Annotated in this window: 23 protein-coding genes; 19 read left to right on the forward strand and 4 right to left on the reverse strand. The window is 52.6% G+C overall.

Translation table 11 applies throughout. The features are described 5' to 3' along the window. The 9 genes from ACTF5Z_RS02270 to ACTF5Z_RS02310 all read left to right on the forward strand — a co-directional run. On the forward strand, positions 1 to 642 hold a 642-nt coding region (locus ACTF5Z_RS02270; RefSeq protein WP_438984341.1), incomplete at its 5' end, for a phytoene/squalene synthase family protein. Beyond that, positions 620 to 1,747: a lycopene cyclase family protein gene (locus ACTF5Z_RS02275; protein WP_438984342.1), complete on the forward strand. Its 1,128-nt coding sequence runs from the start codon at positions 620 to 622 to the stop codon at positions 1,745 to 1,747. The genes ACTF5Z_RS02270 and ACTF5Z_RS02275, both read left to right, overlap by 23 nt. Positions 1,748 to 1,750: 3 nt before the next feature. Next, positions 1,751 to 2,554, forward strand: a complete 804-nt coding sequence (locus tag ACTF5Z_RS02280) for a Brp/Blh family beta-carotene 15,15'-dioxygenase (protein WP_438984343.1) — start codon at positions 1,751 to 1,753, stop codon at positions 2,552 to 2,554. Next, positions 2,551 to 3,594 (forward strand): type 2 isopentenyl-diphosphate Delta-isomerase, encoded by a 1,044-nt coding sequence (gene fni / locus ACTF5Z_RS02285; RefSeq protein ID WP_438984344.1) that lies wholly within the window; start codon positions 2,551 to 2,553, stop codon positions 3,592 to 3,594. Before ACTF5Z_RS02280 ends, fni begins: the two co-directional genes overlap by 4 nt. Further along, positions 3,591 to 3,977: a CidA/LrgA family protein gene (locus ACTF5Z_RS02290; RefSeq protein WP_423848713.1), complete on the forward strand. Its 387-nt coding sequence runs from the start codon at positions 3,591 to 3,593 to the stop codon at positions 3,975 to 3,977. Before fni ends, ACTF5Z_RS02290 begins: the two co-directional genes overlap by 4 nt. Then, the gene (locus tag ACTF5Z_RS02295) at positions 3,967 to 4,659 is read left to right on the forward strand and encodes an LrgB family protein (RefSeq protein ID WP_438984345.1); all 693 of its coding nucleotides are present in this window, start codon (positions 3,967 to 3,969) and stop codon (positions 4,657 to 4,659) included. Before ACTF5Z_RS02290 ends, ACTF5Z_RS02295 begins: the two co-directional genes overlap by 11 nt. An 86-nt stretch (positions 4,660 to 4,745) precedes the next feature. Further along, positions 4,746 to 5,450 carry a transglutaminase-like cysteine peptidase gene (locus ACTF5Z_RS02300; RefSeq protein ID WP_438984346.1) on the forward strand — a complete coding sequence of 235 codons (705 nt, stop codon included), beginning with the start codon at positions 4,746 to 4,748 and terminating at the stop codon, positions 5,448 to 5,450. Between the two features lie 2 nt (positions 5,451 to 5,452). Then, entirely contained in the window at positions 5,453 to 7,462 is a 2,010-nt protein-coding gene (locus ACTF5Z_RS02305) for an EAL domain-containing protein (protein ID WP_438984347.1), read from the forward strand. A 21-nt stretch (positions 7,463 to 7,483) separates the two neighbouring features. Continuing rightward, positions 7,484 to 7,717, forward strand: a complete 234-nt coding sequence (locus ACTF5Z_RS02310) for a hypothetical protein (protein ID WP_423848709.1) — start codon at positions 7,484 to 7,486, stop codon at positions 7,715 to 7,717. A 64-nt stretch (positions 7,718 to 7,781) separates the two neighbouring features. Here ACTF5Z_RS02310 and ACTF5Z_RS02315 read toward each other — a convergent pair whose 3' ends face one another. Next, positions 7,782 to 8,810 carry a COX15/CtaA family protein gene (locus tag ACTF5Z_RS02315; RefSeq protein ID WP_438984348.1) on the reverse strand — a complete coding sequence of 343 codons (1,029 nt, stop codon included), beginning with the start codon at positions 8,808 to 8,810 and terminating at the stop codon, positions 7,782 to 7,784. A gap of 138 nt (positions 8,811 to 8,948) precedes the next feature. On the opposite strand from ACTF5Z_RS02315, the gene ACTF5Z_RS02320 reads away from it, so the two are divergent. Continuing rightward, positions 8,949 to 10,874, forward strand: a complete 1,926-nt coding sequence (locus tag ACTF5Z_RS02320) for an ATP-binding cassette domain-containing protein (RefSeq protein ID WP_438984349.1) — start codon at positions 8,949 to 8,951, stop codon at positions 10,872 to 10,874. On the opposite strand, the gene ACTF5Z_RS02325 is transcribed toward ACTF5Z_RS02320, so the two are convergent. Beyond that, on the reverse strand, positions 10,871 to 12,061 hold the full coding sequence (locus ACTF5Z_RS02325; RefSeq protein WP_438984350.1) for an aromatic amino acid transaminase: 1,191 nt from the start codon (positions 12,059 to 12,061) through the stop codon (positions 10,871 to 10,873). The two genes, ACTF5Z_RS02320 and ACTF5Z_RS02325, sit on opposite strands and share 4 nt — an antisense overlap. An 85-nt stretch (positions 12,062 to 12,146) precedes the next feature. Here ACTF5Z_RS02325 and cmoA point away from each other — a divergent pair, with 85 nt between their 5' ends. Together cmoA and cmoB are read left to right on the forward strand one after the other, a co-directional pair. Further along, entirely contained in the window at positions 12,147 to 12,878 is a 732-nt protein-coding gene (gene cmoA, locus ACTF5Z_RS02330; RefSeq protein WP_438984351.1) for a carboxy-S-adenosyl-L-methionine synthase CmoA, read from the forward strand. Further along, positions 12,875 to 13,843: a tRNA 5-methoxyuridine(34)/uridine 5-oxyacetic acid(34) synthase CmoB gene (cmoB, locus tag ACTF5Z_RS02335; protein WP_438984352.1), complete on the forward strand. Its 969-nt coding sequence runs from the start codon at positions 12,875 to 12,877 to the stop codon at positions 13,841 to 13,843. Before cmoA ends, cmoB begins: the two co-directional genes overlap by 4 nt. Before the next feature lie 42 nt (positions 13,844 to 13,885). Here the strand turns inward: cmoB and lon are convergent, their stop codons facing one another. Further along, positions 13,886 to 16,243 (reverse strand): endopeptidase La, encoded by a 2,358-nt coding sequence (lon, locus tag ACTF5Z_RS02340; protein WP_438984353.1) that lies wholly within the window; start codon positions 16,241 to 16,243, stop codon positions 13,886 to 13,888. A 144-nt stretch (positions 16,244 to 16,387) separates the two neighbouring features. On the opposite strand from lon, the gene ACTF5Z_RS02345 reads away from it, so the two are divergent. Beyond that, the gene (locus ACTF5Z_RS02345; RefSeq protein WP_438984354.1) at positions 16,388 to 17,656 is read left to right on the forward strand and encodes an aminotransferase class I/II-fold pyridoxal phosphate-dependent enzyme; all 1,269 of its coding nucleotides are present in this window, start codon (positions 16,388 to 16,390) and stop codon (positions 17,654 to 17,656) included. Positions 17,657 to 17,782: 126 nt separating this feature from the next. Here the strand turns inward: ACTF5Z_RS02345 and ACTF5Z_RS02350 are convergent, their stop codons facing one another. Continuing rightward, on the reverse strand, positions 17,783 to 18,112 hold the full coding sequence (locus ACTF5Z_RS02350) for a DUF1820 family protein (protein WP_009576774.1): 330 nt from the start codon (positions 18,110 to 18,112) through the stop codon (positions 17,783 to 17,785). A 184-nt stretch (positions 18,113 to 18,296) separates the two neighbouring features. On the opposite strand from ACTF5Z_RS02350, the gene miaB reads away from it, so the two are divergent. The 6 genes from miaB (at position 18,297) to leuS (ending at position 26,125) form a co-directional block, all read left to right on the forward strand. Further along, a complete protein-coding gene (miaB, locus tag ACTF5Z_RS02355) occupies positions 18,297 to 19,643 on the forward strand; it encodes a tRNA (N6-isopentenyl adenosine(37)-C2)-methylthiotransferase MiaB (RefSeq protein WP_438984355.1) in 1,347 nt (448 codons plus the stop codon). Positions 19,644 to 19,736: 93 nt separating this feature from the next. After that, complete coding sequence (locus tag ACTF5Z_RS02360) at positions 19,737 to 20,768, forward strand: PhoH family protein (RefSeq protein ID WP_438984356.1); 1,032 nt, start codon at positions 19,737 to 19,739, stop codon at positions 20,766 to 20,768. Then, the gene (gene ybeY / locus ACTF5Z_RS02365) at positions 20,765 to 21,238 is read left to right on the forward strand and encodes an rRNA maturation RNase YbeY (protein WP_438984357.1); all 474 of its coding nucleotides are present in this window, start codon (positions 20,765 to 20,767) and stop codon (positions 21,236 to 21,238) included. Before ACTF5Z_RS02360 ends, ybeY begins: the two co-directional genes overlap by 4 nt. Then, positions 21,235 to 22,080, forward strand: coding sequence for an HlyC/CorC family transporter (locus tag ACTF5Z_RS02370; protein WP_438984358.1), 846 nt, complete (start codon positions 21,235 to 21,237; stop codon positions 22,078 to 22,080). The genes ybeY and ACTF5Z_RS02370 overlap by 4 nt, the downstream gene beginning before the upstream one ends. Continuing rightward, entirely contained in the window at positions 22,077 to 23,579 is a 1,503-nt protein-coding gene (gene lnt, locus ACTF5Z_RS02375) for an apolipoprotein N-acyltransferase (protein ID WP_438984359.1), read from the forward strand. The genes ACTF5Z_RS02370 and lnt overlap by 4 nt, the downstream gene beginning before the upstream one ends. 113 nt (positions 23,580 to 23,692) lie before the next feature. Continuing rightward, complete coding sequence (gene leuS / locus ACTF5Z_RS02380; RefSeq protein ID WP_438984360.1) at positions 23,693 to 26,125, forward strand: leucine--tRNA ligase; 2,433 nt, start codon at positions 23,693 to 23,695, stop codon at positions 26,123 to 26,125. The last annotated feature ends 2 nt before the right edge of the window (positions 26,126 to 26,127 follow it).

The following is a 26,127-nucleotide window of genomic DNA, read 5'->3' on the forward strand; positions in this document are numbered from 1 at the left end:
ATTCCAGCTACAGCGCTCACGAGTTTATTGGATGGTCTGATTACCGACACCCAGTCGGTCGCGATGACCAGTAAAAGCGAGCTCGATCGCTACTGTTTCCGCGTCGCAGGCACTGTTGGTCTAATGATGTGCCCCATACTGGGCGTGAGTGATGAGCGCGCCTTACCTTTCGCTATTGACCTCGGGATAGCGATGCAGCTTACCAACATCTGCCGCGATGTATTAGAGGACGCCGAGCTCGGGCGACGGTACTTGCCGCTTGACGTCACCCCTGTAGAACTTCGTTTCGCCTCAGAGACCATTAAAATACGAGTACAGCATGCCCTTGCCGATCAGCTGCAGCGGGCAGAAGTCTTCTATCAATCGGGGCTTTGCGGCCTGGCATATCTTCCCAGAAGAAGCCGAGTGGCAATATTTGTCGCTGCTCACCTGTATCGAGCAATCGGCCGCAAACTTCAGGACCGACGCCTGGCCTGGTGGGAGGGCCGCACCGTTATAACCCCCTTGGAAAAGCTAACGTTAACGCTGAAGCTCCTCCCCACATTGCTGTTTGTGCTGCTGCAGCCCAAGCCCAAGCGTCATAAGTCGCACTTGCACGCCAATCTTGAAGGCCTGCCCCATGTCAACCACCCACAGGACTGATGTTGCCATTGTAGGAGCCGGTATCGCTGGTTTAAGTCTTGCTACGCGACTTAAGCAAGAAAACCCGAGCGCAAACGTAACCTTGGTGGGACCTGAGGACCTGCGCCCTCAACGTATCAGTACGTGGATCGACTCCAGAAATACTGTCCCGGCGTTCGTTGAGTCTTGCATTGACAAACGCTGGGGTACATGGAGGTTTCGTGACACATTCGGTAATGTCTACGCCCAACACGCCGACACCACACACTATGCTGCAATCAATGGGAAACGTCTAAAAGAACAACTCGAGGAGTACGCCAAGTTACTCGGCATCCAGCGAATCAAAGAAAGCTGCGATAGCGTAGCGCGCACATCGACGGGCTACCAATTTATCTTCAAAGATCAGAGAGCAGTGTCGACTCAGCTGGTCGATACCCGGCCGCCAGCGATACCAAGCACGACCATAAAGCAACAGTTCGTAGGACGTATTATTCGTTGCGATAACCCTCATGGACACACCACGCCTCAGCTCATGGACTTTACCGCCCGCCCCATTGCCAACGACGGGTTAACCTTTGTGTATACCTTACCCCTCTCAGACCATGACCTACTCATTGAGGCGACGACTTTCAGCCCAACACTCTATGCACAGGCAGACTATGAGGCTTGTATCAGACAATGGATCGAAAACCATCTAGCGCCAAACAATGCCTGGAAAGACATCGAGACGGAATCGGGCATTTTACCCATGGGGCCGGTAGAACCCGCCGACGGAGCACTCGCGCGATGCGGTATCGCCGGCGGTTCGTCACGAGCCTCTACTGGTTATGCCTGGCATGGCACCCAGCGCCAAGTAGCTAAACTCGCCAAGGCGTTTGCGCTTGGGGACGACTTAACGACCGAGCAAGTCTACTCATATAGAGCCCGATTCATGGACGCCCTGTTCTTGCGTGTGCTACAACATCAGCCCGAAGCCATTTACCAACTGTTTATGGTCATGGCAAAGCGTCTGCCAGGTGATACCCTGGCGCACTTCTTGTGTGACGAAGATGGGTGGAGGCCCTGTTTACGCACCATCTTAACCGCACCAAAATGGCCTTTTATACGCGCCTTGTGGCGAGCTTAGGATATGGATCCCAGTCTGTTCAGTGTCGTCACACCCATACTTTTAATGGCGCTTTTCGGTGTACCACACGGCGGCTTGGATGCTGCGCTGATAAAAATGACCATAGCCCCAAATCGGCAGGTCTTCACTTTTGGCATCTATATCGCTATTGCACTTTTGTGCATCATGGTTTGGTACGCCTTACCAACCGTCGCCATGGTATTGTTCTTGGCACTGAGCTGCTGGCACTTCGGAAAGTCTGACGTCGTCGACCAGAATTTATCGCATCCGCTACTGCACATTATCGTTCGAGGTGGCATTTGGACGCTGTTTTTGCCGCTGATACACTGGTCCATGACGGAGCCAATTTTTGCGCAACTGAGGACAGACACAGAGCTCATAAAAATCGGCCTATCAGTAATCTTACCCTTGTGGGCCCTTGGCTTTTGCGCCCTCATTTACGTCGCACTGGCAACGCGAACAGTAAAATCCCTGGCTGTGCCGGTGCTTGCACTAGCTTTAGTCCCGCTGCTCCCACCACTGTGGTCACTGGGCTTATATTTTTGCTTTTGGCATTCCCGCAGGCATACCCAACAAACAGTCGCTCAACTATCAGACAAGGCAAACGCTAGACGATTGGCACACGGCATTACCGCCATCACCTTAGGCATTGCCTTGATGGTATTTACGATAATGCCCGCAGAGATCAGTTTAGACACGGCAATGGTTCGTATATTCTTTGTTGGAATTTTTGCACTCACCGTGCCCCACATGATACTTATCGACTATTATTTACCTCGAACGTATTCACTCGGCACTCACCTATGAGTCAGTCCACCATCAACGATCGCAAACGTGAACATTTAACCTTGGCGGGCTTACCCTCCATGCAAATGTCGGTCACTAACGGCTTAGACTCCGTTCAATTCGAACCTTGTGCCTTACCCGAGCTGAATTTCAGCGAAATTGACACGCGATGCCGCTTATTTGGAAAGGAGCTACAGCAACCACTCATCATAGCGTCCATGAGTGGCGGCACGCGCGCGTCGCGCCAACTCAACCAAACTCTAGCAGCCGCTGCCGAAGAGGCGGGCGTCGCCTTGGGATTAGGGTCGATGCGAATTGCCATCGAACAACCCCAACAGTGTCCAACATTTCAAGTCCGGTCGATCGCACCCAGCATACCCATTTTGGCCAATATCGGCGGTGCACAGCTAGTCCAGCCTGAAGGGTTAAGCCATGCCTTGAGGTGCATCGACATCGCCGAAGCTGACGGGATTTTTGTGCACTTAAACCCGCTGCAAGAAGCGCTGCAATCACAGGGCGATACGCAATGGCGCGGTGTGCTTGATGCTATTGCGACACTGGTCACGTTTGCGCCGGTACCCGTGATTGTGAAAGAGGTTGGCCACGGCCTTGGGCCGAGTACTGCCAGGAAACTGGTGGACGCTGGCGTCCAATACCTGGATATTGCTGGCGCAGGCGGCACAAGTTGGGCAGCGATCGAAACCGAGCGCTCGCGCACAGATAACAAAGCCCAAACAGGCGAAGTTTTTCATAATTTCGGTATTAATCTGCGTGATTCACTCAGATCGATACAGCAGGAAGAGACTCTCAGCAAGTCGCTCACCTTAATCGCATCCGGGGGCATACGATCCGGTCTAGATATCGCTAAGAGCATTCGTTTGGGCGCTTCTTTTGCTTCAGCGGCATCGCCCATGTTAGCCGCGGCAAATCATGGCACGGAGTCCCTTACAGAATGCCTAGAGCAATGGCGTCAACAGCTCAGAATTAGCTGTTTCGTGACAGGTTGCGCCTCCCTGCAAGACTTGCGCTACGCGCCCTTAATATCGCCACAGCATTTATGAAACATATTGCGACGTTGTTGCTTACGGCTGTGGGCTTGATGACACTGTGGCTTGCCAAGACCCTCGGCAACCATCTGGTTGCTCAATTCGCAATTCCAATTCCCGGGGCCGTAATCGGCATGCTTGCTGTCTTCATATTCTTGATATTCTTGGGCAACATACCTAAGCCTCTGAGCCACGCGGCTACACCCTTACTTCAGCATATGAATTTGCTCTTCATTCCCGCCGCCGTGGGTTTAATGAGCTTAGGCTCGCTTTTGTCTGAGCACGGGCTCGGCATTATTACCGCCATGCTCGTCTCTACCCTCGCGGGATTTTGGGTTTGTATACAGGTGTACACCAAGCTCGGTCGTAAACACAAACAAGTTAGCCATGACACATAACATCAATCTCTTGTTTTGGCTCGCATGCACCTTCGGTACTTACAGCACCATGCTGCTGCTATACCGTCGCGCTGATAGCACACCTTTTTTGCACCCAGTGGTTACCAGCAGCGCCCTCATAATTGGGCTTTTACTATGGAGCGACGTCAGCTACTCGAACTTCCGATCGTACACCTGGATCTTATCAGAGGGACTCGAGCTCGCCACAGTGGCTATCGCAATTCCACTCTATCGCGAGCGAAAACGCCTAGCTGCAGTTTGGCGCCCCTTTGTGCTGGCTTTAGGCGCTGCGACACTCATCAACCTAAGCGTGGCTTTTTTAGTGGGCTGGGGCTTAAAACTCAACGATGTCAGCCTAATGTCCTTGATGACCAAATCCGTTACCACACCGGTCGCCATTGGCATCAGCGATCTGATTGGGGGTAATGCCTCCTTGGTCGCGGTCATCGTTATCAGCACGGGCATTATCGGCGCAATGTTAGGGCCTTGGCTTCTGACCCGCTGGCAGGTACAAGACCCCGTGGCAATCGGTTTGGCTCTGGGCACGCTGTCCCACGGCGTAGGCACAGCCCGGGCCTTCCAGATAAGTCCGGCCGCGGGCGCATTTGCAGGTTTAAGCATGGCCATATGCGCGATTCTAACCTCTCTAGTCCTGCCAAGCCTGATCGCCGCTTGGCTGTAACAGAACCGGCAAACTATGCATATTCAAACGAGTCGTGGTAGCATCTGATAAATCGCTTGATTAACGACAGCGTTCGGATAACCAACATGGCGGCAAGTACCTCTTTGAGACGATACATCAAATTTCCGAAGTTGCTGCTCTCTGCAGCCGCTGGCCTATGCCTTGGCGTCGCCTCCGTCTCCTACGCGTCTATCGATTGGTCGTTGCTAAGCAATAATCTTTTGAGTCAAGGTCAGGTCAAAGACGCTAAAGGACGTGCTTGGTTGAATCAAATCAACGAGCTCAAAAACGAACCTCTCGAGCTAAAGCTCCGAGGTGTTAACGACTACGTCAACCGCTCTGCGCAGCTGGCATCCGACATGGACAGTTGGGGCGAGAGCCATTATTGGGCAACACCCACCGAGCTATTTAACAACGAACAAGGTGATTCCGAAGACTTTGCGCTGGCCAAATTGCTAAGCCTGTTGATGCTGGGTATTCATCCGGAACGCCTTGTGATCGTTTATACCGTTGCACAAGGCACAACACCGAGCATGTTCAATCCTATCAGTCACACGGTTTTGCTGTGCCTGTGCGGCGACGACAATACACCACTTATCCTGGACTCGATTGAGACTCGAATCATTCCCGCAGAGCGCCGCACCGACCTGCGCCCCGTCGCGGCCTATCGGCCTTTTGACTACCGATACCCGCACGAACTTCGAGCCGATGACGATTATCAACCTTCTCAAATCCAGCGTTATCTCGCGAAACTTGAAGCGCAAGGATTTCCTGTTATGGAAACGCACTAATCATGCTTGCACTGTCACTTACCCAACGCATTTGGTTAATTGTTGTAGCAGCAATGCTGACCGTTTTTGTCGGAATTTCGATTTTCAGCACCCTGCATACTCGAGAGCATTTACAAGAGCAAATCAACGATCAAAATAGCGATGCTGCCGCCGTTCTAGCAGGCGCGCTTGCCCGTGTTAGCGGCGGCGGTCCAGAGCTTGAAAAAGTCGTGGACAACCAATTCGATCTCGGACACTACAGCTTAATTCGGGTCGAAGATGGTAGCGGCAAAGTCGTCTATCAGCGGCAGCGCTCGCTAGACAGTGGCACCCCAGATGCGTTCAGTTCCCTTTTACACTTAACCGTAGAACAAGGCGAGGCGCTTATCCTCGGTGAATGGTCTAGTCTGAAGCGCATTGTTATCGAGACCGACCCGACCTTCGCTAGTAGCTTGCTGTGGGACAACATCCTGCGCATCCTGATATTTTGTTCGGTTGCGTCGTTAATACTGGGATTTAGTGGACTTGCACTTATCAAATTGCAAACGCGCGGCTTAAAGCCGCTTCAAGACCACGCCGAAGCCATCGCCAACCGACAATTCGAAACGCGCCCCCTACCACCTATTGCGGAATACCGGCCACTCGCTGAAGCCTTGAATATCTTGGCCGACAAGGTCCGACTAATTCTTCAACAAGATGCGCGCAAACTGGAAAAATGGAGCCTAGAAAGTCAAACAGACAAAATTACTGGGCTCATGAATCGAGAGCCCTTCTTAGGCACATTAAAAGAACAATTAAAGCGCCAAGGGCAAGACCAGACAGGCGTACTCGCCCTCGTGCGAATTATGGATCTTGCCGCGCTTAACCGCTCCCAAGGACGCGTGGTGATGGACAATCTCATCCGCGAAATGGGTCTCGCACTGCGCCGACTCACGCTGCGCATGGGAGGCTGGAGTGCTGGACGATTAAATGGCTCAGACTTTGCCATTTTGTGTCCTAGTACAGACGACGTTGAGTTCAGCGCGCAACAAATCCACGAAACCATGATGAACGTTGTGGCACAGCAAGGCTTAGAAGATGTTATTCGTACGCCGGGCTCTGCCTGCGCCGTCAAAAACAAAGATACCATTGGCTCACTGCTGACGTGCTTAGATGCCTGCTTGGCGGAGAATGAGTCGGCAACCGTGCCGCAAATGACACTCACCGAAGTCTCTACCGAACAGGTGTCAAGCGCCAACGAAACCGTCGGACAATGGCGTGAGACTCTAGACCGAGCGTTCGCGGAGAAACTCTTTTATCTGGGTGATTTCCCCGTGGTGGACGCCGAGGGCGATTTTGTGCACATCGAGGCGCCAGTTCGTATCGGCTTAGACGATCATGAGTATACAGCGGCCGATTTTCTCCCTTGGGTCAGTCGACTGAACTTGTCGCAAAACTTGGACAAGGTCGTTATCGAACTTGCCCTGCAAAAGATTCAAGTCACGGGTCGGGACGTTTGCATTAACTTTAGCTTCTCCGCCCTGACCGACAATAGCTTCGCCGAATGGTTGGTCAGCCGCCTAAAAGAAAACGACATGTGGGCCAGCAAACTGTGGATCGAGTTCCAAGAGACCGTCGTTTTCCGCAACTTAGATGCCTTTAAGCAACTGGCCGTAGCGTTGAAAGACTCGGGCGTGAAACTTGGCGTCGAGCACGCTGGATACCAAATTGCTCAAATGGGTAAGCTTAATCGAATAGGTGTCGACTACTTAAAGATTGACAGCGCCTTTGTTAGAGACATACAGCAAAACCCCGCCAACCAAAAATTGGTTCGCAATTTGGTGGAGTTACTCGACGCACTGAATATTCGTATCTTCTCAGAGGGCGTGGCCAGCATTGATGAATGGAAAGCCTTGGTGCGCACCGGTGTGAACGGGTTTACCGGCCCAGCTGTGACCAATATCATTGCACCAACGCCGTCCAAAGAGTCCGAAACACCAGCGAACGAAGATCGCGCAACCGAAGACAAGGCGCCCATCGAATTTAATCAATAAGGCAAGCGACAGGTAGAGCTCATGTCTAATGATTTTCAGCCCACTTTCGCCAGCCAGCGCTCTCGCTGGCAAGACCGCGTAAAAAAGGAAGAGCAAGGCGAAGCAGTCGCTTACACCGGTCCCGAGCGGCGTTATTACCACAGACGTCTAATGAAGGATCGACGAGAATCGATCCGTTTTGACTTGACCAAAGAAGACCGCAGAAAGAGCAGCGGGCGCCGCCGAACCGATCTTAGCACCGACAAGTGGGTGTAATCCCCTTCCCGTGCAATTGCGACCTTAGATAGCGCGACCGCCACCCAGCACGATCGCCCTTACCCTAAACCTTCGCGTTAGACCAAACGAGAGAGCGCTCTGCAAAAATTAGGGCCGTTAATAAGATTACGGCGCCAACTTGGTGGGCAGCACCAATGGCCACCGGAACATGCATTAATAAAGCCGATATCCCGAGCAATACTTGAGCCGTTAATGCGACCACCACAAAAACAGCTGGAAACACCATACCCTGACGCCACAAACGTACCGCAAACGCGCCAAGCAGTGCGATTAAGACATAGGCGAATATGCGGTGGTTAAATTGCACTGTAGTAATGTCTTCAAAAATCGAGCGCCACCACGGGGTCATAGAGTACAGCCCTTCTGGGATAAAGCTGTTACCCATCAACGGCCAGGTGCTGTACGCAAAGCCGGCGCGTGTGCCAGCGACCAAAGCCCCACTCAAAGCCATAACAAATACCAAGACAACCAGACCTAAAGCGTAGGGGGATACAACGGTTTGAATACGTTTTTGCACGCCTCGCGCTCGTGCATGCAGTTCAAACGCCAACCATACCAAGCAGCAATACAGAAAGATCGCCAAGCCCAGGTGCGCGGCCAAGCGATATTGACTGACGCGCGGGTCCTCGACCAGTCCCGACTTTACCATGTACCAGCCCAATAGCCCCTGGCACCCACCCAGTATCAGGAATACCACTAAGCGACCTTTGATATCGGCAGGAATTCGGCCCTTGACCCAGAAATAGGCGAGTGGCAAAAAATACAGTAGACCTATCAGGCGTCCTAATACTCGATGTAAATATTCGTACAAGAAGATGGACTTAAATCCATCCAAGTCCATACCAAAATTGATTAATTGGTACTCAGGCGAGAGTTTGTACTCATTGAACACGCGCATCCACTCTGCTTCGGTTAGTGGGGGCACAATACCCAAAAGAGGGCGCCACTCCACCATCGATAAGCCCGAATGGGTCAAGCGGGTCACACCACCGAGCAGAATCATTCCGAGAATGACCAGACAACACAGCGTCAACCAGTTGGCAATAAGGCGTTCGTTAGCCCGAGCAGTCATAATTCTTACCTGTCGATTCGTACGGCGCCAATAGTAGCGGAAACCGAATACTAATGGGTGGGTTTTTGCAGAAAATGCGCCTCGTAAAGTGCCCTCAGCACGCGTAAACTACGCCTGCTTTCTTACTCGCGAACCCTTATGCCATTATTAACACTGACCAATATCAGCCTGCAGTACGGTACCCACCAGATTTTTGACGGCATCGACTTAACTATTACCCGGGGTCAACGCCTGGGTTTGCTTGGGCGCAACGGCGCTGGCAAATCAACCTTAATGAAATTGCTGGCAGGGTTAGTGCAAGCCGATAGTGGTGAACGTTGGCAGCGACCCAGCGTTAAACTTGGCATGCTCGAACAAGATCTACCTGAAGCGAGCGATGCGACGTGCTTTGAGGTGGTGGCCGAAGGCTTGGGCGAGCTCGGTCCCGCATTGGCCGAATACCATCACTTATCTATGAGTGCGACCGAGCACGACTTAGAACGTCTACAAAAACTTCAGGAAATCATCGAATCGTCTGATGGCTGGCGCCTACAGCAAAAAGTCGAAGCAACACTGACGCGGCTCAATATTGATGGTGAGCAAACACTAGCATCACTCTCCGGGGGCTGGAAGCGCCGAGTCTCACTGGCCAAAGCCTTGGTATCAGAACCTGATATTTTGTTCCTCGACGAACCCACCAACCATCTCGATATACCAACCATCGAATTCCTAGAAGAGCAGCTCAAAGAATTTCGAGGCGCCATTGTTTTAGTGACGCACGATCGCCGCTTCTTGCAGCAGATTGCCGATACCATCGCCGAGCTGGACCGCGGACACCTCAAGGTCTGGAAGGGCGACTACCGTGGTTTCCTGAACTACAAAGAGCATTTGGAGGCCGCTGAGGCTAAAGCCAATGCTGAGTTCGACAAAAAACTCGCGCAGGAGGAAGTCTGGATTCGCCAGGGCATAAAAGCACGGCGTACCCGTAACGAAGGGCGTGTGCGGGCCTTAGAAGCTTTGCGAAAAGAACGTTCCGAACGGCGTGAAATCACCGGCAAGGCCTCTTTCAGCATCGGCGATGCCCAGAGCTCTGGTAAGCGAGTGGTCGAAGTAGAGCACGCGTCGGTGCACCTAGGCGACAAAACCATCCTGCGAGACATCAACTTAATTGTGCAGCGCGGTGACCGCATCGGTATCGTTGGCGCCAATGGTGCCGGTAAGACGACACTACTGAATACCTTGTTGGGCAAGCTCACCCCCACGACGGGTAAGGTATCGCTTGGTACCAAACTTGAAATCGCCTATTCGGATCAGTTACGTTCCGAACTTGACCCTGACATGAGCCTCATGGATGCCGTGTGCGGCGGACAATCGTTTGTGGAAATTAACGGCCACAAACGCCATGCCTACTCCTATTTATCCGAATTTTTATTTGCTAAAGAGCGGGCTAACACACCCATTGGCGCCTTGTCAGGCGGCGAGAAAAACCGTGCAGTCTTAGCCAGACTGTTTACCCAAACCGCCAACGTCTTGGTGCTTGACGAACCCACCAACGACCTCGACATGGAAACGCTGGAGCTACTGGAAGAGCAAATTTTGAATTTTGCCGGTACGGTCCTGCTGGTAAGTCACGACCGAGACTTCATGGACAATACTGTTACCGCTTTACTGGTGGTTGAAAACGACGGTCGCGTCAGCGAACACGCAGGCAGTTTCAGTAATTGGGAAGCACGAGGGTTTAAGCTCAAGGCACTAGACCCTAACAGTAGAGACGAAAGCGCCGAAGCCGCTAAACCTCAGATTTCAGCTTCGAAATCGCCAGCGCCTGCAGTCCAAGCACCAAGCGCATCGGCCCCAGCGCCCAAACGCAAACTGTCGTACAAAGAGCAACGCGAGCTGGAGGTCCTGCCCGAGCAGATTGATACGCTCGAAACTCAAATTGCCGAGCTGGAAAACTTGATGGCGGAGCCCAGCTTCTACCAGCAAGGCCACGACGAAGTCCAGGCCAAGACCCAAGCCTTGGCCGACCTGCAAGCCGAGCTCGAAGCAAAAATGGAGCGCTGGCTAGAGCTCGATTCGGACTAGCGCAGCACGCCCGCTATCGCCTGCGCTAGAGGCTCGACCGTCACATCCTTTAAACCTGCCACGTTGATACGCGATGAATCGAGCATGTATACGGCTTGCTCCTCACGCAGTTGCAAGACCTGCGCAGGCGTTAAGCCCAAAAAGGAAAACATGCCCTTCTCTTGCGCGACAAAACTAAAATCACGGTCAGTCGCCGCGCTGAGCGCCACACTCAGCTGATTACGCAAGCCTTGAATGCGTTGCGTCATGCTTTGAAGCTCTTGCTGCCACATCGCATTTAAGTGAGCATCCGCCAGCACTTTACCGGCCAAAATGGCGCCGTGCGCCGGCGGCATACTGTACAAACGGCGCGCAGCGCCAAGCGCCTGCGATAAGGCGGTCTCGGCGTGCTCTGCAGATTGAGTCACAAAGATCGTGGCACCTGTCCGCTCACGATACAGGCCTAAATTTTTAGAGCACGACGCCGCAATAAGCACCTCAGGTAACTGGCTGGCGAGCATACGCACACCCAGAGCATCATGCTCTAAATCATCGCCCAGCCCCTGATAAGCAATGTCAATAAGAGGAATCGCACCGCGCTCGAGCAATAAATCGGCCACGATCTGCCATTGCTCGGCGTTTAAATCCGCCCCGCAGGGGTTGTGGCAGCACCCGTGCAACAGCACCGCATCGCCCGCCTTTACACCTTGCAAGTCTTGCATCATACGCTCGAAATTTAGGCTGTGGGTGGCGTAGTCATAATATTCGTAACGCTCGAACTTTAAGCCAACACTGCCCAGTAACGGTTCATGCACAGGCCAGGTTGGATTGGGCAACCACACGTTAGCTGACGGATTTGCAACTGCCAGCACTTCCGAGGCAATGCGCAAAGCGCCGCAACCGCCAGGTGTTTGGATCGTTGCGGTTCGGGTCTCGATCAACGCGCGATGTCCAGCACCGAGCACAAGCTTGGGCATCTCAGCCACAAAGGTCGGATCACCCTGGGGAGGCAAATACGCCTTAGAGACCTCGGCCTGCACCAATTGCTGTTGCGCCTCTTGCACAGCGCGCATCACTGGACAGAGACCTTTATCGTCCATGTACACGCCCACCGTCAGATCAATTTTGTTCGGCCGCTCATCGGCTCTGGCAAGCGCGGCCAATCCCAAAATACTGTCTTTCGGTAAACGCGATAGTGTGGCTAACATGACGAATCCTTATGTAAATACTGGCCATTACGACCTTAAGTGGCTCATGATATCATTCCGCGCTTTCGAACCGAACTGACAAATCATGTCCAACAAAGATAACTTATTCTCTGAGCCACTGGATCAAATCGCACCGTTTCGATTTGATGAATCGGTTGTTTCGGTGTTTCCGGATATGATCAAACGGTCTGTCCCCGGTTACCCCACGATTATTGCCATGACAGGGGTATTGGCTGCGCGTTACGCTCAAGCTAACAGCAACCTGTACGACTTGGGTTGTTCGCTGGGCGCGTCGATTTTATCCATGCGCCAGCAACCCCTACCTGACAGCTGCAAGATCATTGGCATCGACAACTCAACGGCCATGATTGAACGCTGCCGATCTGTTTTGGATACCGACAGCAACACGACGCCTGTAGAACTGCGCTGCGACGACATCACCGCTGTAGATTATGACAACGCCTCGGTCATCGTATTGAACTTTACCCTGCAATTCGTGCGCCCAGAGTTACGCGACGCGCTCATTCAAAAGCTTGTCGCAAGTTTACGCCCGGGCGGCATCCTTATCATTTCAGAGAAGGTCGAATTCACCGAACCCCATCTTGACCAACTGAATATGGATTTACACCACGAGTTTAAGCGCCGCAACGGTTACAGCGATTTAGAGGTCGCCCAAAAACGCTCGGCTATCGAAAACGTTCTGATACGCGACAGCATAGAGACGCACCGCAAGCGTCTGCTGGATGCTGGATGCGGCAGCGCTAACGTCTGGTTCCAATGCTTTAACTTTGCCTCGATCGTGGCCTTAAAAGCGTGAACTACGACGACTTAATTCTTAACTGGAAACTTGACCCAGACCTGGCAGCCTGGGCAGAAGTGCTTCCCGAGCAAATCCAGCAGGGGCTGGATCCACACCGCTATGGCGATCTTGCGCGCTGGCAACAAGCCTTAGCATCGTTACCGCCGTTAGACGTTACAGAGCGAATGTTGACTGAGTCGGCGGTGGGTGTTCGAGGCCCTGTGGCCAATCCCGCTATGATTGACACCCTAAAACAAGCCCTAGAAGGACTGCATCCATGGCGCAAAGGCCCCTTCAATGTGTTTGGCGTAGAAATTGACACCGAGTGGCGCTCCGATTGGAAATGGGATCGGGTACTCCCTCACCTTGCCCCACTGCAAGACAAACGCGTGCTGGATATCGGTTGCGGTAGCGGCTACCACTGTTGGCGGATGCTCGGGGAAGGGGCACGCGAAGTCATCGGTATCGACCCAACCCCGCTCTTTGTACTACAGTTTTGGGCGATACAAACCTATATGCGCAAACCGAATATCAGCGTCTTACCTCTAGGCGTAGAGGCAATTCCCGAGCGTATCAAAGCCTTTGACACGGTATTTTCAATGGGCATCCTGTATCATCGACGCTCCCCCTTTGATCACCTGACCCAATTACGCGACTGTCTAGCGCCCGGTGGGCAATTGGTGCTAGAAACACTCGTCGTAGAGGGCGACCGAGATACGGTTTTTGTACCGCCAGGCCGCTATGCTCGAATGGGCAACGTGTGGTGCCTGCCAAGCACAGCGGCTCTGGAGAGCTGGCTGACTAAGGTGGGGTTCAAAAATGCGCGAACCGTCGACGTGAATCAGACATCGATCGCCGAACAGCGCCGCACCGACTGGATGCAGTTCCACTCACTCGAGCAGTTTCTAGACCCCGAGGACCGCAATAAAACCATCGAAGGCCACCCTGCCCCAGTGCGCGCAGTGTTATTGGCCGAAGTCTAAATCAACGACTCACGGCTGCAGATAAGCCTTACCGAGTTACCATCAACTCGAAAACAAACTGCCGTAAATCTGAGTGAAGTGATCAACAAAGGTCACATCAAGCCCCTCTTGCAAGTATTCGGGCAGTTCCTCAAAGTCTTTTTGATTGGCCTTTGGCAAGAACAAGCGATTCACTTTCACTCGGCGTGCGGCAATGACTTTTTCGCGAATACCGCCGACAGGCAACACCGACCCGGTAAGCGATAACTCGCCTGTCATAGCCACCTTATCAGTGACTGCGCGACCCAAAGCCAGTGACAACAGTGCACTCGCCATAGTCACCCCCGCACTGGGGCCATCTTTAGGGGTAGCGCCTTCAGGCACGTGCAAATGCACCAGAGTTTCATCGAAGAATCTTGCATCCCCACCAAATTCAGGCAAGTGCCCCATGATGTACGAGTAGGCAATTTCAGCCGATTCCCTCATGACCTCGCCCAAACGACCGGTGTATTTAAAGCCTCGATTCAAACTATGAATTTTATTGGCTTCAATTGACAAGGTCGCCCCCCCCATCGATGTCCAAGCAAGTCCCGTCACCACGCCAACGCCACGTATGGGCTTGTCGTCGCTGAACGGCGGTTTACCCAGAAAAGTCTCGATCTGTGCTTTAGAAATAGAGAGTCTCGCCAAGTCCCGCTCTAGTAACTCCATGATGGCTTTGCGAATCAAACGAGACAGCTGTTTCTCTAAATTGCGCACACCTGCCTCACGACAATACGCATTAATGACGTATTTAAGTGCCGCATCGTTTATGCGGATCTGACTGCGCTTAGCACCATGTTTTGCCAAGAGCTTGGGCCATAGGTGGTTCTTGGCGATGGCCAGCTTTTCTTCAGCAATGTAGCCCGCCAGACGGATGACCTCCATACGATCCAGCAAGGGTCCGGGAATAGTGTCTAATTGATTGGCCGTGCAAACAAACAGGACTTTGGATAAATCAACCCGCAAGTCCAAATAGTGATCTAAAAAGGCGCTGTTCTGCTCGGGGTCGAGCACCTCGAGCAAGGCCGAGGCCGGATCCCCCTGAAAAGACTGACCCAGCTTATCGATCTCATCCAGCATGATCACCGGATTTTCGACTTTGACATCTTTAAGGGCCTGAATAAATTTGCCTGGCATCGCCCCTATGTAGGTTCGTCGATGCCCTTTTATTTCAGCCTCATCACGCATACCGCCAAGGCTGAAACGATAAAACTCACGACCCAAGGATTCCGCGATGGACTTGCCGATACTGGTTTTACCCACCCCTGGCGGCCCCACTAGTAACAGGATCGACCCGGCAATTTCACCTTTAAACACGCCGACGCCGATAAATTCTAAAATGCGAGCTTTGACATCCTCCAAACCATCGTGGTGGGCATTTAACACGTCACGGGCTGCCGCCACTGATAACTTATCGGTGGACTGTTTACCCCAGGGCACCGAGGTGGCCCAATCCAAATAATTGCGGGTCACGCCGTACTCGGGCGAACCCGGCTCGAGCACACTGAGCTTATTGAGCTCTGCTTCGATTTTAACAAGCGCAGCCTCTGGCACGCGTAAATCGGCTAAACGTGCTTCGAAGGTTTCGCGATCCGAGGTCTTATCGTCTTTGGTAATACCCAGTTCTTTTTGAATAACCTTGAGCTGCTCACGCAAAAAGAAGTTGCGCTGCTGCTCACTGAGCTTTTCGTTTACCTGGCCACTAATTTTGCCCTGTAATTCAGCCACCTCCCGCTCACGGCGCAAGAGCACCAATACTTTTTCCATGCGCTCGAGCAAATCCAAACTATCCAAAATATCTTGTAGTTCGTCACCGCTGGCGGTGGTCAGTGCGGCGGAAAAATCAGCCAACAAACTGGGCTGATTGGGCGAAAAATTAGACAAGTATTGTTTTAGTTCTTCTCCATAGAGGGGATTCAGCGGTAGCAATGCTTTAATCTCGTTGATAAGAGCCATCGCATAAGCGCGGATCTCATGGCTGTCACGGTCCCCCTGACTGCGTGGATAGTCCACCTTGACTCGGTAGGGCGCCTCATGGCTGAGCCACTCGGTAATTTGGAATCGCTTTATGCCCTGTACTAAGAACTGGTGATTGCCTTGGGATTGAGGTGGGCGGTGCAGACGCACAACGCAGCCTGTTGCAGGTACACGCTCGCGTGGTAGCTCGCCTGGCGTCCGATCAGGAACAAAAACCAAAGCCAACAATCCATTATCTTGGCTTACGGCCCGCTCAAGCGTGCTCTCCCACTCGCCGGCGTTGACGACCACAGGCTGAATCTGACCTGGGAAAAACGGTCGGTGCGGAATCGGCATCAGACACAGGGTGTCTGGCAACACATCCGCGATCAAAGCCGGTGACCTTGTTGATTCATCCGCCATAAAAATATCCTCAGTCTGACACTGTGTTTAAGATGGGTACTATTGCGGTTTTTTCAATGCATAGCCGTTGGCACGCATTCTCGTTTGATCCGCACAGCGCTATACTACGCAGCATCCACAGTGTTAATTTTTTAGGAGTCCTACGTGCACGTAGACCAACTCGACGCCGCGCAGCGTGCGCAGGCACTTGCGCAAGCAGAATCTGATTACCAAGCCCTATTGGCGCAAGGTTTGTCGCTGGATCTAACGCGCGGCAAGCCCAGTGCCGAACAAGCCAATTTATCTAACGCCTTAGATGGCGTACTAGACGGCAATTATTTTGCACAAGACGGTACCGATGTGCGCAATTACGGCGGCATCGACGGTCTACCCGAGGCCAAAGCACTGTTTGCCCAAGTGCTTCAAGTGCCCGCTGACGAAATGCTGATTGGCGGCAACGCCAGCTTGACCTTAATGTATCAAGTGATCGACTTCGCACTTCGCTTTGGTTTTCACAAAGCTTGGAACACCGGCGACAGCACACCGAAGTTCTTATGCCCAGTACCCGGCTATGATCGCCATTTCGCTATTTGCGAATATTTGGGTATCGAGATGGTCACGCTTCCGATGCTAGACGACGGCCCCGATATGGATGCTGCTGAAGCACTCGTGCAAGAGCTCGACAACGTCTGTGGTATTTGGTGTGTACCACGCTTCTCGAATCCTACCGGCTGTGTGTACAGCGAAGCCACCTTGGCACGCCTCGCAGCGCTACCTAAACTGGCGCAAAGCGACTTCTTGATCATGTACGACAACGCCTACGCGGTGCACGCACTTACTGCCGATGCACCTGCGCTGGGCAATATCCGCGAGCACGCGATCGCCGCAGGCACTTTAAACAATATCGTTCAATTTGGCTCGACATCGAAAATTACCTTCGCAGGCGCGGGTGTGGCGTTTTTAAGCACCTCTAAATCTAATTTAGCCGCCTTTAAGCAACATCTAGGTTTCCAAACGATTGGCCCCGACAAAGTGAACCAACTGCGTCATGTGGCATTTTTTAAAGACCACAGCGGTTTAATGGCACACATGGGTCGCCACGCGGACATCATGAAACCACGTTTTGACGCCGTGCTATCGACCCTTGAGGCGCAGCTAGGCGGCACAGGCATGGGCACGTGGATTAGCCCAGAAGGTGGCTACTTTGTATCGTTTGAAACGCGACCCGGCTTAGCCAAGGCCGTGATACAACTGGCATCCGATGCAGGCATTAAACTGACACCCGCAGGAGCGACTTTCCCCTACGGTAACGATCCACAAGACAGCAACATCCGAATTGCACCCAGCTTTCCAAGCATAGCTGATGTACAAGCCACTATGGATGCTTTTGTAGTGTGTGTGCGCTTGGCAACTTTGCGAAGCCTAGCAAAGTAAGGGGCCGGACAAACTGTAGATCGTCGCCGAGTAATAATCGATAACTGGATGCTGAGCGAGGCCCGAGCTAAGCTCAGTGGCGATACAGCAGAAAAGTAGCAAGCCCCGCGAGGCTACCTCGATGACTCAATCGTCGGAGGGTGGCGGAACCATGCTCGCAAAAGGCAAACGGGTAACGTTACTGCCGGTGGTGTTGGCCGGAACTTCTGAGATTTTCGACGAGCCTTCGCGCTCAACCTCGTCAATTCGAATCACGGATTGATAAGGGATATAGGTGCGCTTCACGCCGGCAAATTCGTTTTTCAGCTTTTCCTCGCTCGGGTCCACCACAATTTGTGAACGCTCACCAAAAACGAATTCTTCGATCTCGATAAAACCCCACATATCACTCTGATAAATCTGACGCGCAAACACCTCAAATACTTGATTTGCATTGTGAAAAATCACTTTATACACACGAGTCTCCAAGCACTAGGGCTAAGCGTCAAAATTTACGGGCGCGCAATACTACCAACCTTGCGGAAAAATGCCATAAAAATCCGCAAGGCATACCAAATAATGTGGCCTATAGTCTAGGTTTCAAGGCCCCACATCGGTATACTCGCGGCCCTCTAAGGTTAGAACCAGCAGGGTTAATGACATGTCCGTTAAAAAATTGTTCATTCAGACGCACGGCTGCCAAATGAACGAGTACGATTCGGCACGCATTGGCGATTTATTAAAAACCAGCCACCAACTCGAGCGTACAGACAACCCTGAAGAAGCCGACGTGTTACTCCTAAACACGTGCTCAATTCGAGAAAAAGCCCAAGAAAAAGTGTTTCATCAGCTGGGGCGCTGGAAGCCTTTAAAAGAAAAAAACCCCAACCTTATTATCGGGGTGGGTGGCTGCGTTGCCAGCCAAGAAGGTGCCGCAATTGGCGAACGAGCGCCTTACGTCGACTTAGTCTTCGGTCCGCAAACCTTGCACCGCCTACCTGAAATGATGGCCGAACGCAGCCAACAAGGCCCTGGAAACACTATCGTCGTGGACGTTAGCTTCCCCGAGATTGAAAAGTTCGACTGTCTGCCTGATCCAGAAATTAAAGGTGCCAGCGCCTTTGTGTCGATCATGGAAGGCTGCAGCAAATACTGCTCATTCTGTGTGGTGCCTTATACCCGAGGCGAAGAGGTCTCGCGCCCACTTGATGATGTCATCGCCGAAGTGGCGCACGCAGCGGAGCACGGTGTTAAAGAAGTCAATTTGCTCGGCCAAAACGTGAACGCGTACCGCGGCTTAAACTACTTAGGCGAGGTCGTCGATTTTGCCGAGTTGTTAACCTATATCGCCCGTATTCCAGCAATCGAGCGTATCCGATACACCACGTCGCACCCAGTAGAATTTAGCCAGGCATTAATTGACGTCTACGCTGAAATTCCGCAACTGGTGGATCATTTACACCTGCCCGTTCAAAGCGGTTCAGACCGAATTCTCGCTGCGATGAAGCGTGGCCACACGGCACTAGAGTACAAATCAAAAATTCGCGCTCTGCGTAAAATTCGCCCAAACATCAGCATGTCGTCAGATTTTATCGTGGGCTTCCCAGGCGAGACCGACGCCGACTTCAATGCCACAATGAAGCTAATCGAGGATATCGGCTACGATTCTTCATTCAGCTTTATTTACAGTGCGCGTCCCGGCACACCCGCGGCCGATTTGGTTGACGATACGCCCATGGAAGTCAAGAAACAGCGCCTGCAAATACTGCAGGCCCGTATTGCGGGTCAGGCGCGAATCATTAGTGAAAACATGGTAGGTACTCAGCAGCGGATTTTGGTCAGCGGTGTCTCTAAAAAAGATCCCGGACAACTTCAAGGGCGCACCGAGAATAATCGTGTGGTTAACTTTAGCTGTACAGACCATAGCCTGATCCACGAATTTGCGTGGGTGACGGTCGACGAAGCGCTGCCCAACTCATTGCGTGGCACCTTGGTAAAAAACCATTAATTTCGCACAAAACTGCAACACACGGCTTGACTCATCGCGCAAGCCGATTATCCTTGGTTATCCATACACAAGGGCTTTTGCCACCGACTCGCATTGACACAACTTGCCGATATTAGCGACCCCTCGTCGCAAACAGCTTCTACGACTCTAGAACCCAATAACGCATCGCATCTGGCGACTCTGTGTGGGCAGTTTGACGCCCACTTAAAGCAAATTGAGCAACGGCTCAATGTTGCCATCGCGTCGCGCGGCAACCGCTTCAGTATCTCTGGCGCTACCGAAGCTCGAGAAGCGGCTAGGGATCTGCTCGAAAATCTGTATCAAGCCATTTGCGGCGGAGAAGGCCTCTCAGCCGAAACGCTACATGTGCATATGCAAGATGCGGGCCTTGAAGTGTTAAAAGAGCAACGCGCGAGTGAGGCAGAAACCGCAGACAATGTCGTTGTAATTAAAACCAAGCGGGCACCGGTTAAGCCGCGCGGCAAGAATCAGCAAGGCTATGTGCGCGCCATCCAAGATTTTGACATTAATTTTGGTATTGGACCCGCGGGCACAGGCAAAACATATCTGGCCGTCGCCTGCGCGGTCGAGGCACTGCTGAACGAGCGCGTACGCAGAATTCTACTGGTCCGTCCCGCGGTAGAGGCCGGTGAAAAACTCGGCTTCTTGCCCGGCGATCTTGCGCAGAAAATCGACCCCTACCTGCGCCCGCTTTACGACGCTTTGTACGAAATGCTGGGCTTTGAGCAGGTCAACAAATATATCGAGCGAAATATTATCGAAGTGGCACCACTCGCATTTATGCGTGGCCGGACGCTGAACAATGCATTCATCATCTTAGACGAAGCCCAAAACACCACCCGCGAGCAAATGAAGATGTTTTTAACGCGCATCGGCTTTGGCTCGACGGCCGTTATTACCGGCGACGCCACCCAAATCGACTTGCCGCGTGGTGCACACTCGGGGCTTACACATGCCAGCCACATCCTCGACGGCGTAGACGGCATTAGTTTTACGTACTTTGCCAATAAAGATGTGGTTCGCCACCCGCTAGTACAGCGCGTCGTAGAAGCCTACGACAAAGCTGAATTGGCACCTTCTAAAATCGAGAGCAACAGTCGATGAACATCAGTGTTTGTGTCGACCGCGCGTGTGGCGGCGACAGTCCCGACGACGACAGTTTTAGGCGCTGGGTCAGCGCCGCATTAAAAGCTTGTCGCAAAAGCGGGCACGTTGACCTTAAAATCGTCGATTCGGACGAAATCCAATATCTGAACAAAACCTATCGCGGTAAAGACGCGGCTACCAACGTGTTGTCGTTTCCAAGCGAATTGCCGCCGGGCATCCCCTCGGACCTACTCGGCGATTTAGCCCTATGCACCCCAGTGATCGAGCGGGAAGCAAGGGAACAACGCAAGGTTCTGATGCATCACTGGGCTCACTTAACCATCCACGGCACCTTGCATTTAATCGGATTCGATCATATTGACGACACGGATGCCGACATTATGGAAAGCTTGGAAATTGACATTTTAGCGAGCTTATCTCTTCCTAACCCCTATGTTGATTACACTGAGGAGTGTCATCCATCATGAGCGACGACAAAACCAGCGGCGACAGTAACGATAAGTCGTGGCTGGACAAAATAGCGCTACTTTTCTCCGGCGAGCCCCGCACTAAAGAAGACCTGCATGACGTGCTAACGGTGGCGTCAGAAAATGAACTGATCGACAAAGACGCGCTCAGCATTATCGAAGGCGCCATGCAGGTAAGCGACTTACACGCACGCGATATCATGATCCCTCGAGCGCAAATGGTTGTCGTTAAAGAAGACGCTACGCTCGAAGAGTTACTGCCCCAAATTATCGAGTCGGCGCATTCGCGATTCCCTGTCATTGGCGAGAACACCGATGAGGTCTTGGGGATTCTGCTGGCTAAAGACCTCTTGCCACGCTTATTAAAAAGCGACACCGAACCCTTTGCCGTCGCCGAGCTTATGCGCCCTTGCTTTGTTGTACCCGAGAGCAAGCGCCTCAATGTTTTGTTGCGTGAATTCCGCCAAAACCGCAACCATATGGCAATCGTCATTGACGAATACGGCGGCGTTGCTGGCCTGGTTACCATTGAAGATGTGCTGGAAGAAATCGTTGGCGAAATCGAAGATGAAACCGACACCGACGAAGATGAATTCATCCGCAAAATCACCGATACCGAGTTTTTTGTTAAAGCTCTGACACCAATCGAAGACTTTAACGAGTATTTCGAAACGCAGCTCAGCGACGATGAGTTCGATACCATCGGTGGCTTAGTCATTCAAGCCTTTGGACACATGCCTGCGCGTGGCGAAACCACCACATTCGAGGGCTTCAGATTCAAAGTCATTCACGCCGATCAGCGCAAGATTCAAAGTCTGCGGGTATCTAAGCTAACGTCGTGAGCATCATCAAGCCGCTTTGGGTCCGTGCCATTATTGCGGCGCTATTGGGCGTCGCGGTCACGCTGTCACTTGCGCCTTGGGACTATTGGCCCCTTGGCGCTTTATCGGCCGCTAGCCTGTGGATCTTGTGGCACAAAGCAAAATCCACAGAAATTTTGCGCCTAGCGTGGTGTTACGGCTTGGGGTTTTTCGGAGCTGGCATTTCCTGGGTGTACGTCAGCATTCATGAGCACGGCAATGCCAGTGTCGGCCTAGCGGGGTTTTTAACCCTATTATTCTGCGCACTGCTCGCCATTTTGTTTGTCATTATGGGGTGGGTTTACCGACGTTTTCTTCATCCACGCCCCTTAGACATTAGCCACGCGCTGGCATTTACAGGCCTATGGGTGTTAAACGAGTGGATACGCACTTGGTTTTTAACAGGCTTTCCCTGGGTATTCGTAGGCTATGGCTATATCGATACGCCTCTGGCTGGGTGGGCACCCGTGGGTGGGGTCTTCGCGCTCTCGTTCATCGCTTGTCTACTGGGCTGTTTGTGGATGCTCGCCCTAACACAAAAGCGCCTCAGTTATGGTATTGCCGCTGTGGGGGCCAGTTTGCTGGCCTTTGGCGGCGGTCAAATCCTAGATAATCGTGAGTGGACTCAAAGCAAACAAAGCACCACCTACGTCGCTATTGTGCAGCCCAACACGCCCCAATCTATGAAATGGGATCGTCGCTATTACGCCTCGATTCTCGATAATCTGGGGCATCTCAGTGAACGCGCTAAGCCCGGCGATATCATCATATGGCCCGAGGCCGCGGTTCCCCGCTACTATCACAATGCCTTAGAGGACTTAAAACCTACACTCGCGCGCATGAACAAGCAATCGCAAGCCCTGATCAGCGGTATACCTTTTGCCAATCGCGCGACACAAAGCTATCACAACAGTATTGCCGTGTTTGCGGGTGGCGAAGGCTTGTATCACAAGCAACGCTTAGTGCCTTTTGGTGAATATGTCCCACTACAGAGTATCCTGCGCGGACTCATCGACTTTTTTGATTTACCCATGTCGAACTTCTCGTCGGGCGATGCTCGGCAAGCACCCCTGTGGGTGCAAAATCAAATTATTGCACCATCAATTTGCTACGAGGTGGTCTACCCCGATCTCGTAGCGCGCGGCGCGCGACGAGCTGACTGGCTATTAACCATCAGTAACGATACGTGGTTTGGCGACTCGATAGGTCCGTTGCAACACATGCAAATGGCGCAAATGCGCGCGCTGGAAACGCAGCGCTACTTGGTGCGCGGTACCAGTAATGGCATTTCAGCCATTGTGAACCCAAAGGGGCAGATCGTAAATCAGACACCACAGTTCGAACCGGCCGTGTTACGCGGCTCGGTCGAGTCCCGACAGGGTTCTACGCCTTTCATGCAAACCGGTAGTACGCCCATTATTGTTTTGGCGCTGATCGCTCTTTTATACGGGCGCCACCGACAAGCGGCAGCAAAAACCTAGGCAAAACCATAGACTTAGCAGTACTCCAAAGGCCTGATAACTGCTAAGATTGCGGTTTTATTCGGATCGCTGAAGCAAGAGCTAAAGCACACCACAGCTAAAAGAGAGACAACGTGCAATACCAAGCCGCGAGCATTGAACAAGAGGCACAGGCCTTTTGGGAATCCCAAGCCAGTTTTATCGCAAAGCCTGACCCCAAACGGGAAAAATTCTACTGCTTGGCTATGTTCCCTTACCCCAGTGGCAAACTTCACATGGGCCATGTCCGCAACTATACCATTGCCGATGTGATCGCACGCTTTCAACGTATGCTAGGTAAGAATGTGCTACAACCCATGGGCTGGGATGCTTTTGGTCTGCCCGCAGAAAATGCCGCCATTAAAAACAATGTACCACCCGCCGCTTGGACTGCAGACAACATCAATTACATGCGTGATCAGCTTAAACGCTTGGGCTTTGCCTACGACTGGACACGCGAAGTCACGACCTGCGAGCCAGACTACTATCGCTGGGAGCAATGGTTTTTTACCCGGTTGTTCGACAAAGGTTTGGCCTACAAAAAACAAGCCGAAGTAAACTGGTGCGAAACTGACAACACGGTCTTGGCAAACGAGCAGGTAGTCGACGGTTGCTGTTGGCGTTGCGACAACCCCGTAGAGCGACGCAATATTGACCAATGGTTTATCAAAATTACCGACTACGCCGAGCAGCTCTTAAACGACATTGACCAATTGGACGGTTGGCCCGAGCAGGTCAAAACCATGCAGCGCAACTGGATTGGTCGCTCCGAAGGCGTTGAACTGCAATTCGAAGTAGACGGTCAAGGACCTTTGTCGGTCTACACTACGCGTCCCGATACCTTAATGGGCGTGACCTATGTCGCCGTTGCGGGGCAACACCCGCTAGCGCAAAAGGCCGCTGAATCGAACCCAGAACTGAAGGCCTTTTTAAGCTCGATCGCCAACACCAAAATGGCAGAAGCCGATTTAGCGACAGCCGAAAAATTGGGCATGGCGACAGGTTTTACCGCCATTCACCCCCTTACCGGCCGTGAAGTTCCCGTATGGGCGGCAAACTTTGTATTGATGAGCTACGGCTCGGGTGCGGTCATGGCGGTACCGGGTCACGACCAGCGCGACTGGGAGTTTGCGACAAAATACGGACTGCCGATTGAGCAGGTCATCGAACCCGACAACGGCGATGAATGCGATGTATCAACAGCCGCTTACACCGCCAAGGGGATGCTGGTTAATTCCGGCGACTACAATGGTTTAAGCTCGGCTGAAGCATTCGAGACTATTGCGGCTGCACTTGAAGCGGCAGGTAAAGGGCACAAAACCGTGCAATACCGCCTGCGCGATTGGGGCATATCGCGTCAGCGCTATTGGGGCGCTCCCATCCCCATCATTAATTGCGATAAGTGCGGTGCTGTGAGCGTGCCCGAGCAAGACTTGCCGGTCGTCTTACCTACCAATGTCGAATTTGACGGTGTGGGCTCTCCGATCAAGAAAATGCCTGAATTTTACGAGACCACTTGCCCTTGCTGTGGGGGTCCTGCCGAGCGCGAGACGGATACCTTTGATACCTTTATGGAATCTTCTTGGTATTACGCTCGCTACGCTAGCGCAACTAACGACAAGGCAATGCTAGATGACGACGCCAATTACTGGTTGCCAGTAGATCAATACGTGGGTGGCATCGAGCACGCGATTTTGCACCTGTTGTACGCCCGCTTTTTCCACAAGCTGTTACGCGACGAAGGCTTGGTCAATTCTGACGAGCCGTTCAAACGCCTCTTGACGCAGGGCATGGTGCTAAAAGACGGCGCCAAGATGAGCAAATCTAAAGGCAACACGGTTGATCCACAAGCGCTAATAGACAGCTATGGAGCCGACACCGTGCGCCTGTTTAGCATGTTTGCCGCACCACCAGAGCAATCGCTTGAATGGTCAGATGCCGGGGTCGATGGCGCTCACCGATTCTTAAAGCGCTTGTGGCGCATGGCCTTTGAGCACATCGACGGCACGGCAGATACCCCCGAAAAACCACTGGCAGCCAAAGACGTGCGTCGCAAGCTACACGAGACCATTGCTAAAGTGACCGACGACTACGGCCGTCGCCAAACCTTCAATACCGCGATCGCGGCAGTCATGGAGCTGTGCAACGAACTGGTGCGCTTGGACCAAAGCGATAGCACCTCACGCAACGTTATGCGTGAAGGGCTGTCGGTTGCAGTGCGCCTGCTCGCGCCCATTGTGCCACACGTTTGCCACAGTCTGTGGCAAGCGCTAGGTTACAAATCGGACATCGCCAACGAAGCGTGGCCCGAGGTCGACCAAGCGGCGTTGGTGCGCGATGAAATTGAGCTCGTCGTGCAGGTTAACGGCAAGGTCCGCGCCAAAATGGCTGTGGGCATTGACGCCAGCAAAGAAAGCATTGAACAATTGGCCTTGGCTCAAGACAACGTGCAGCGATTTATAGCGGATGCCACGGTGCGTAAAATCATTGTCGTGCCGGGCCGGCTGGTGAACATAGTGGCAAATTAAAC

It is taken from the genome of Aequoribacter sp. (assembly GCF_965659035.1).
Lineage (GTDB): Bacteria > Pseudomonadota > Gammaproteobacteria > Pseudomonadales > Halieaceae > Aequoribacter.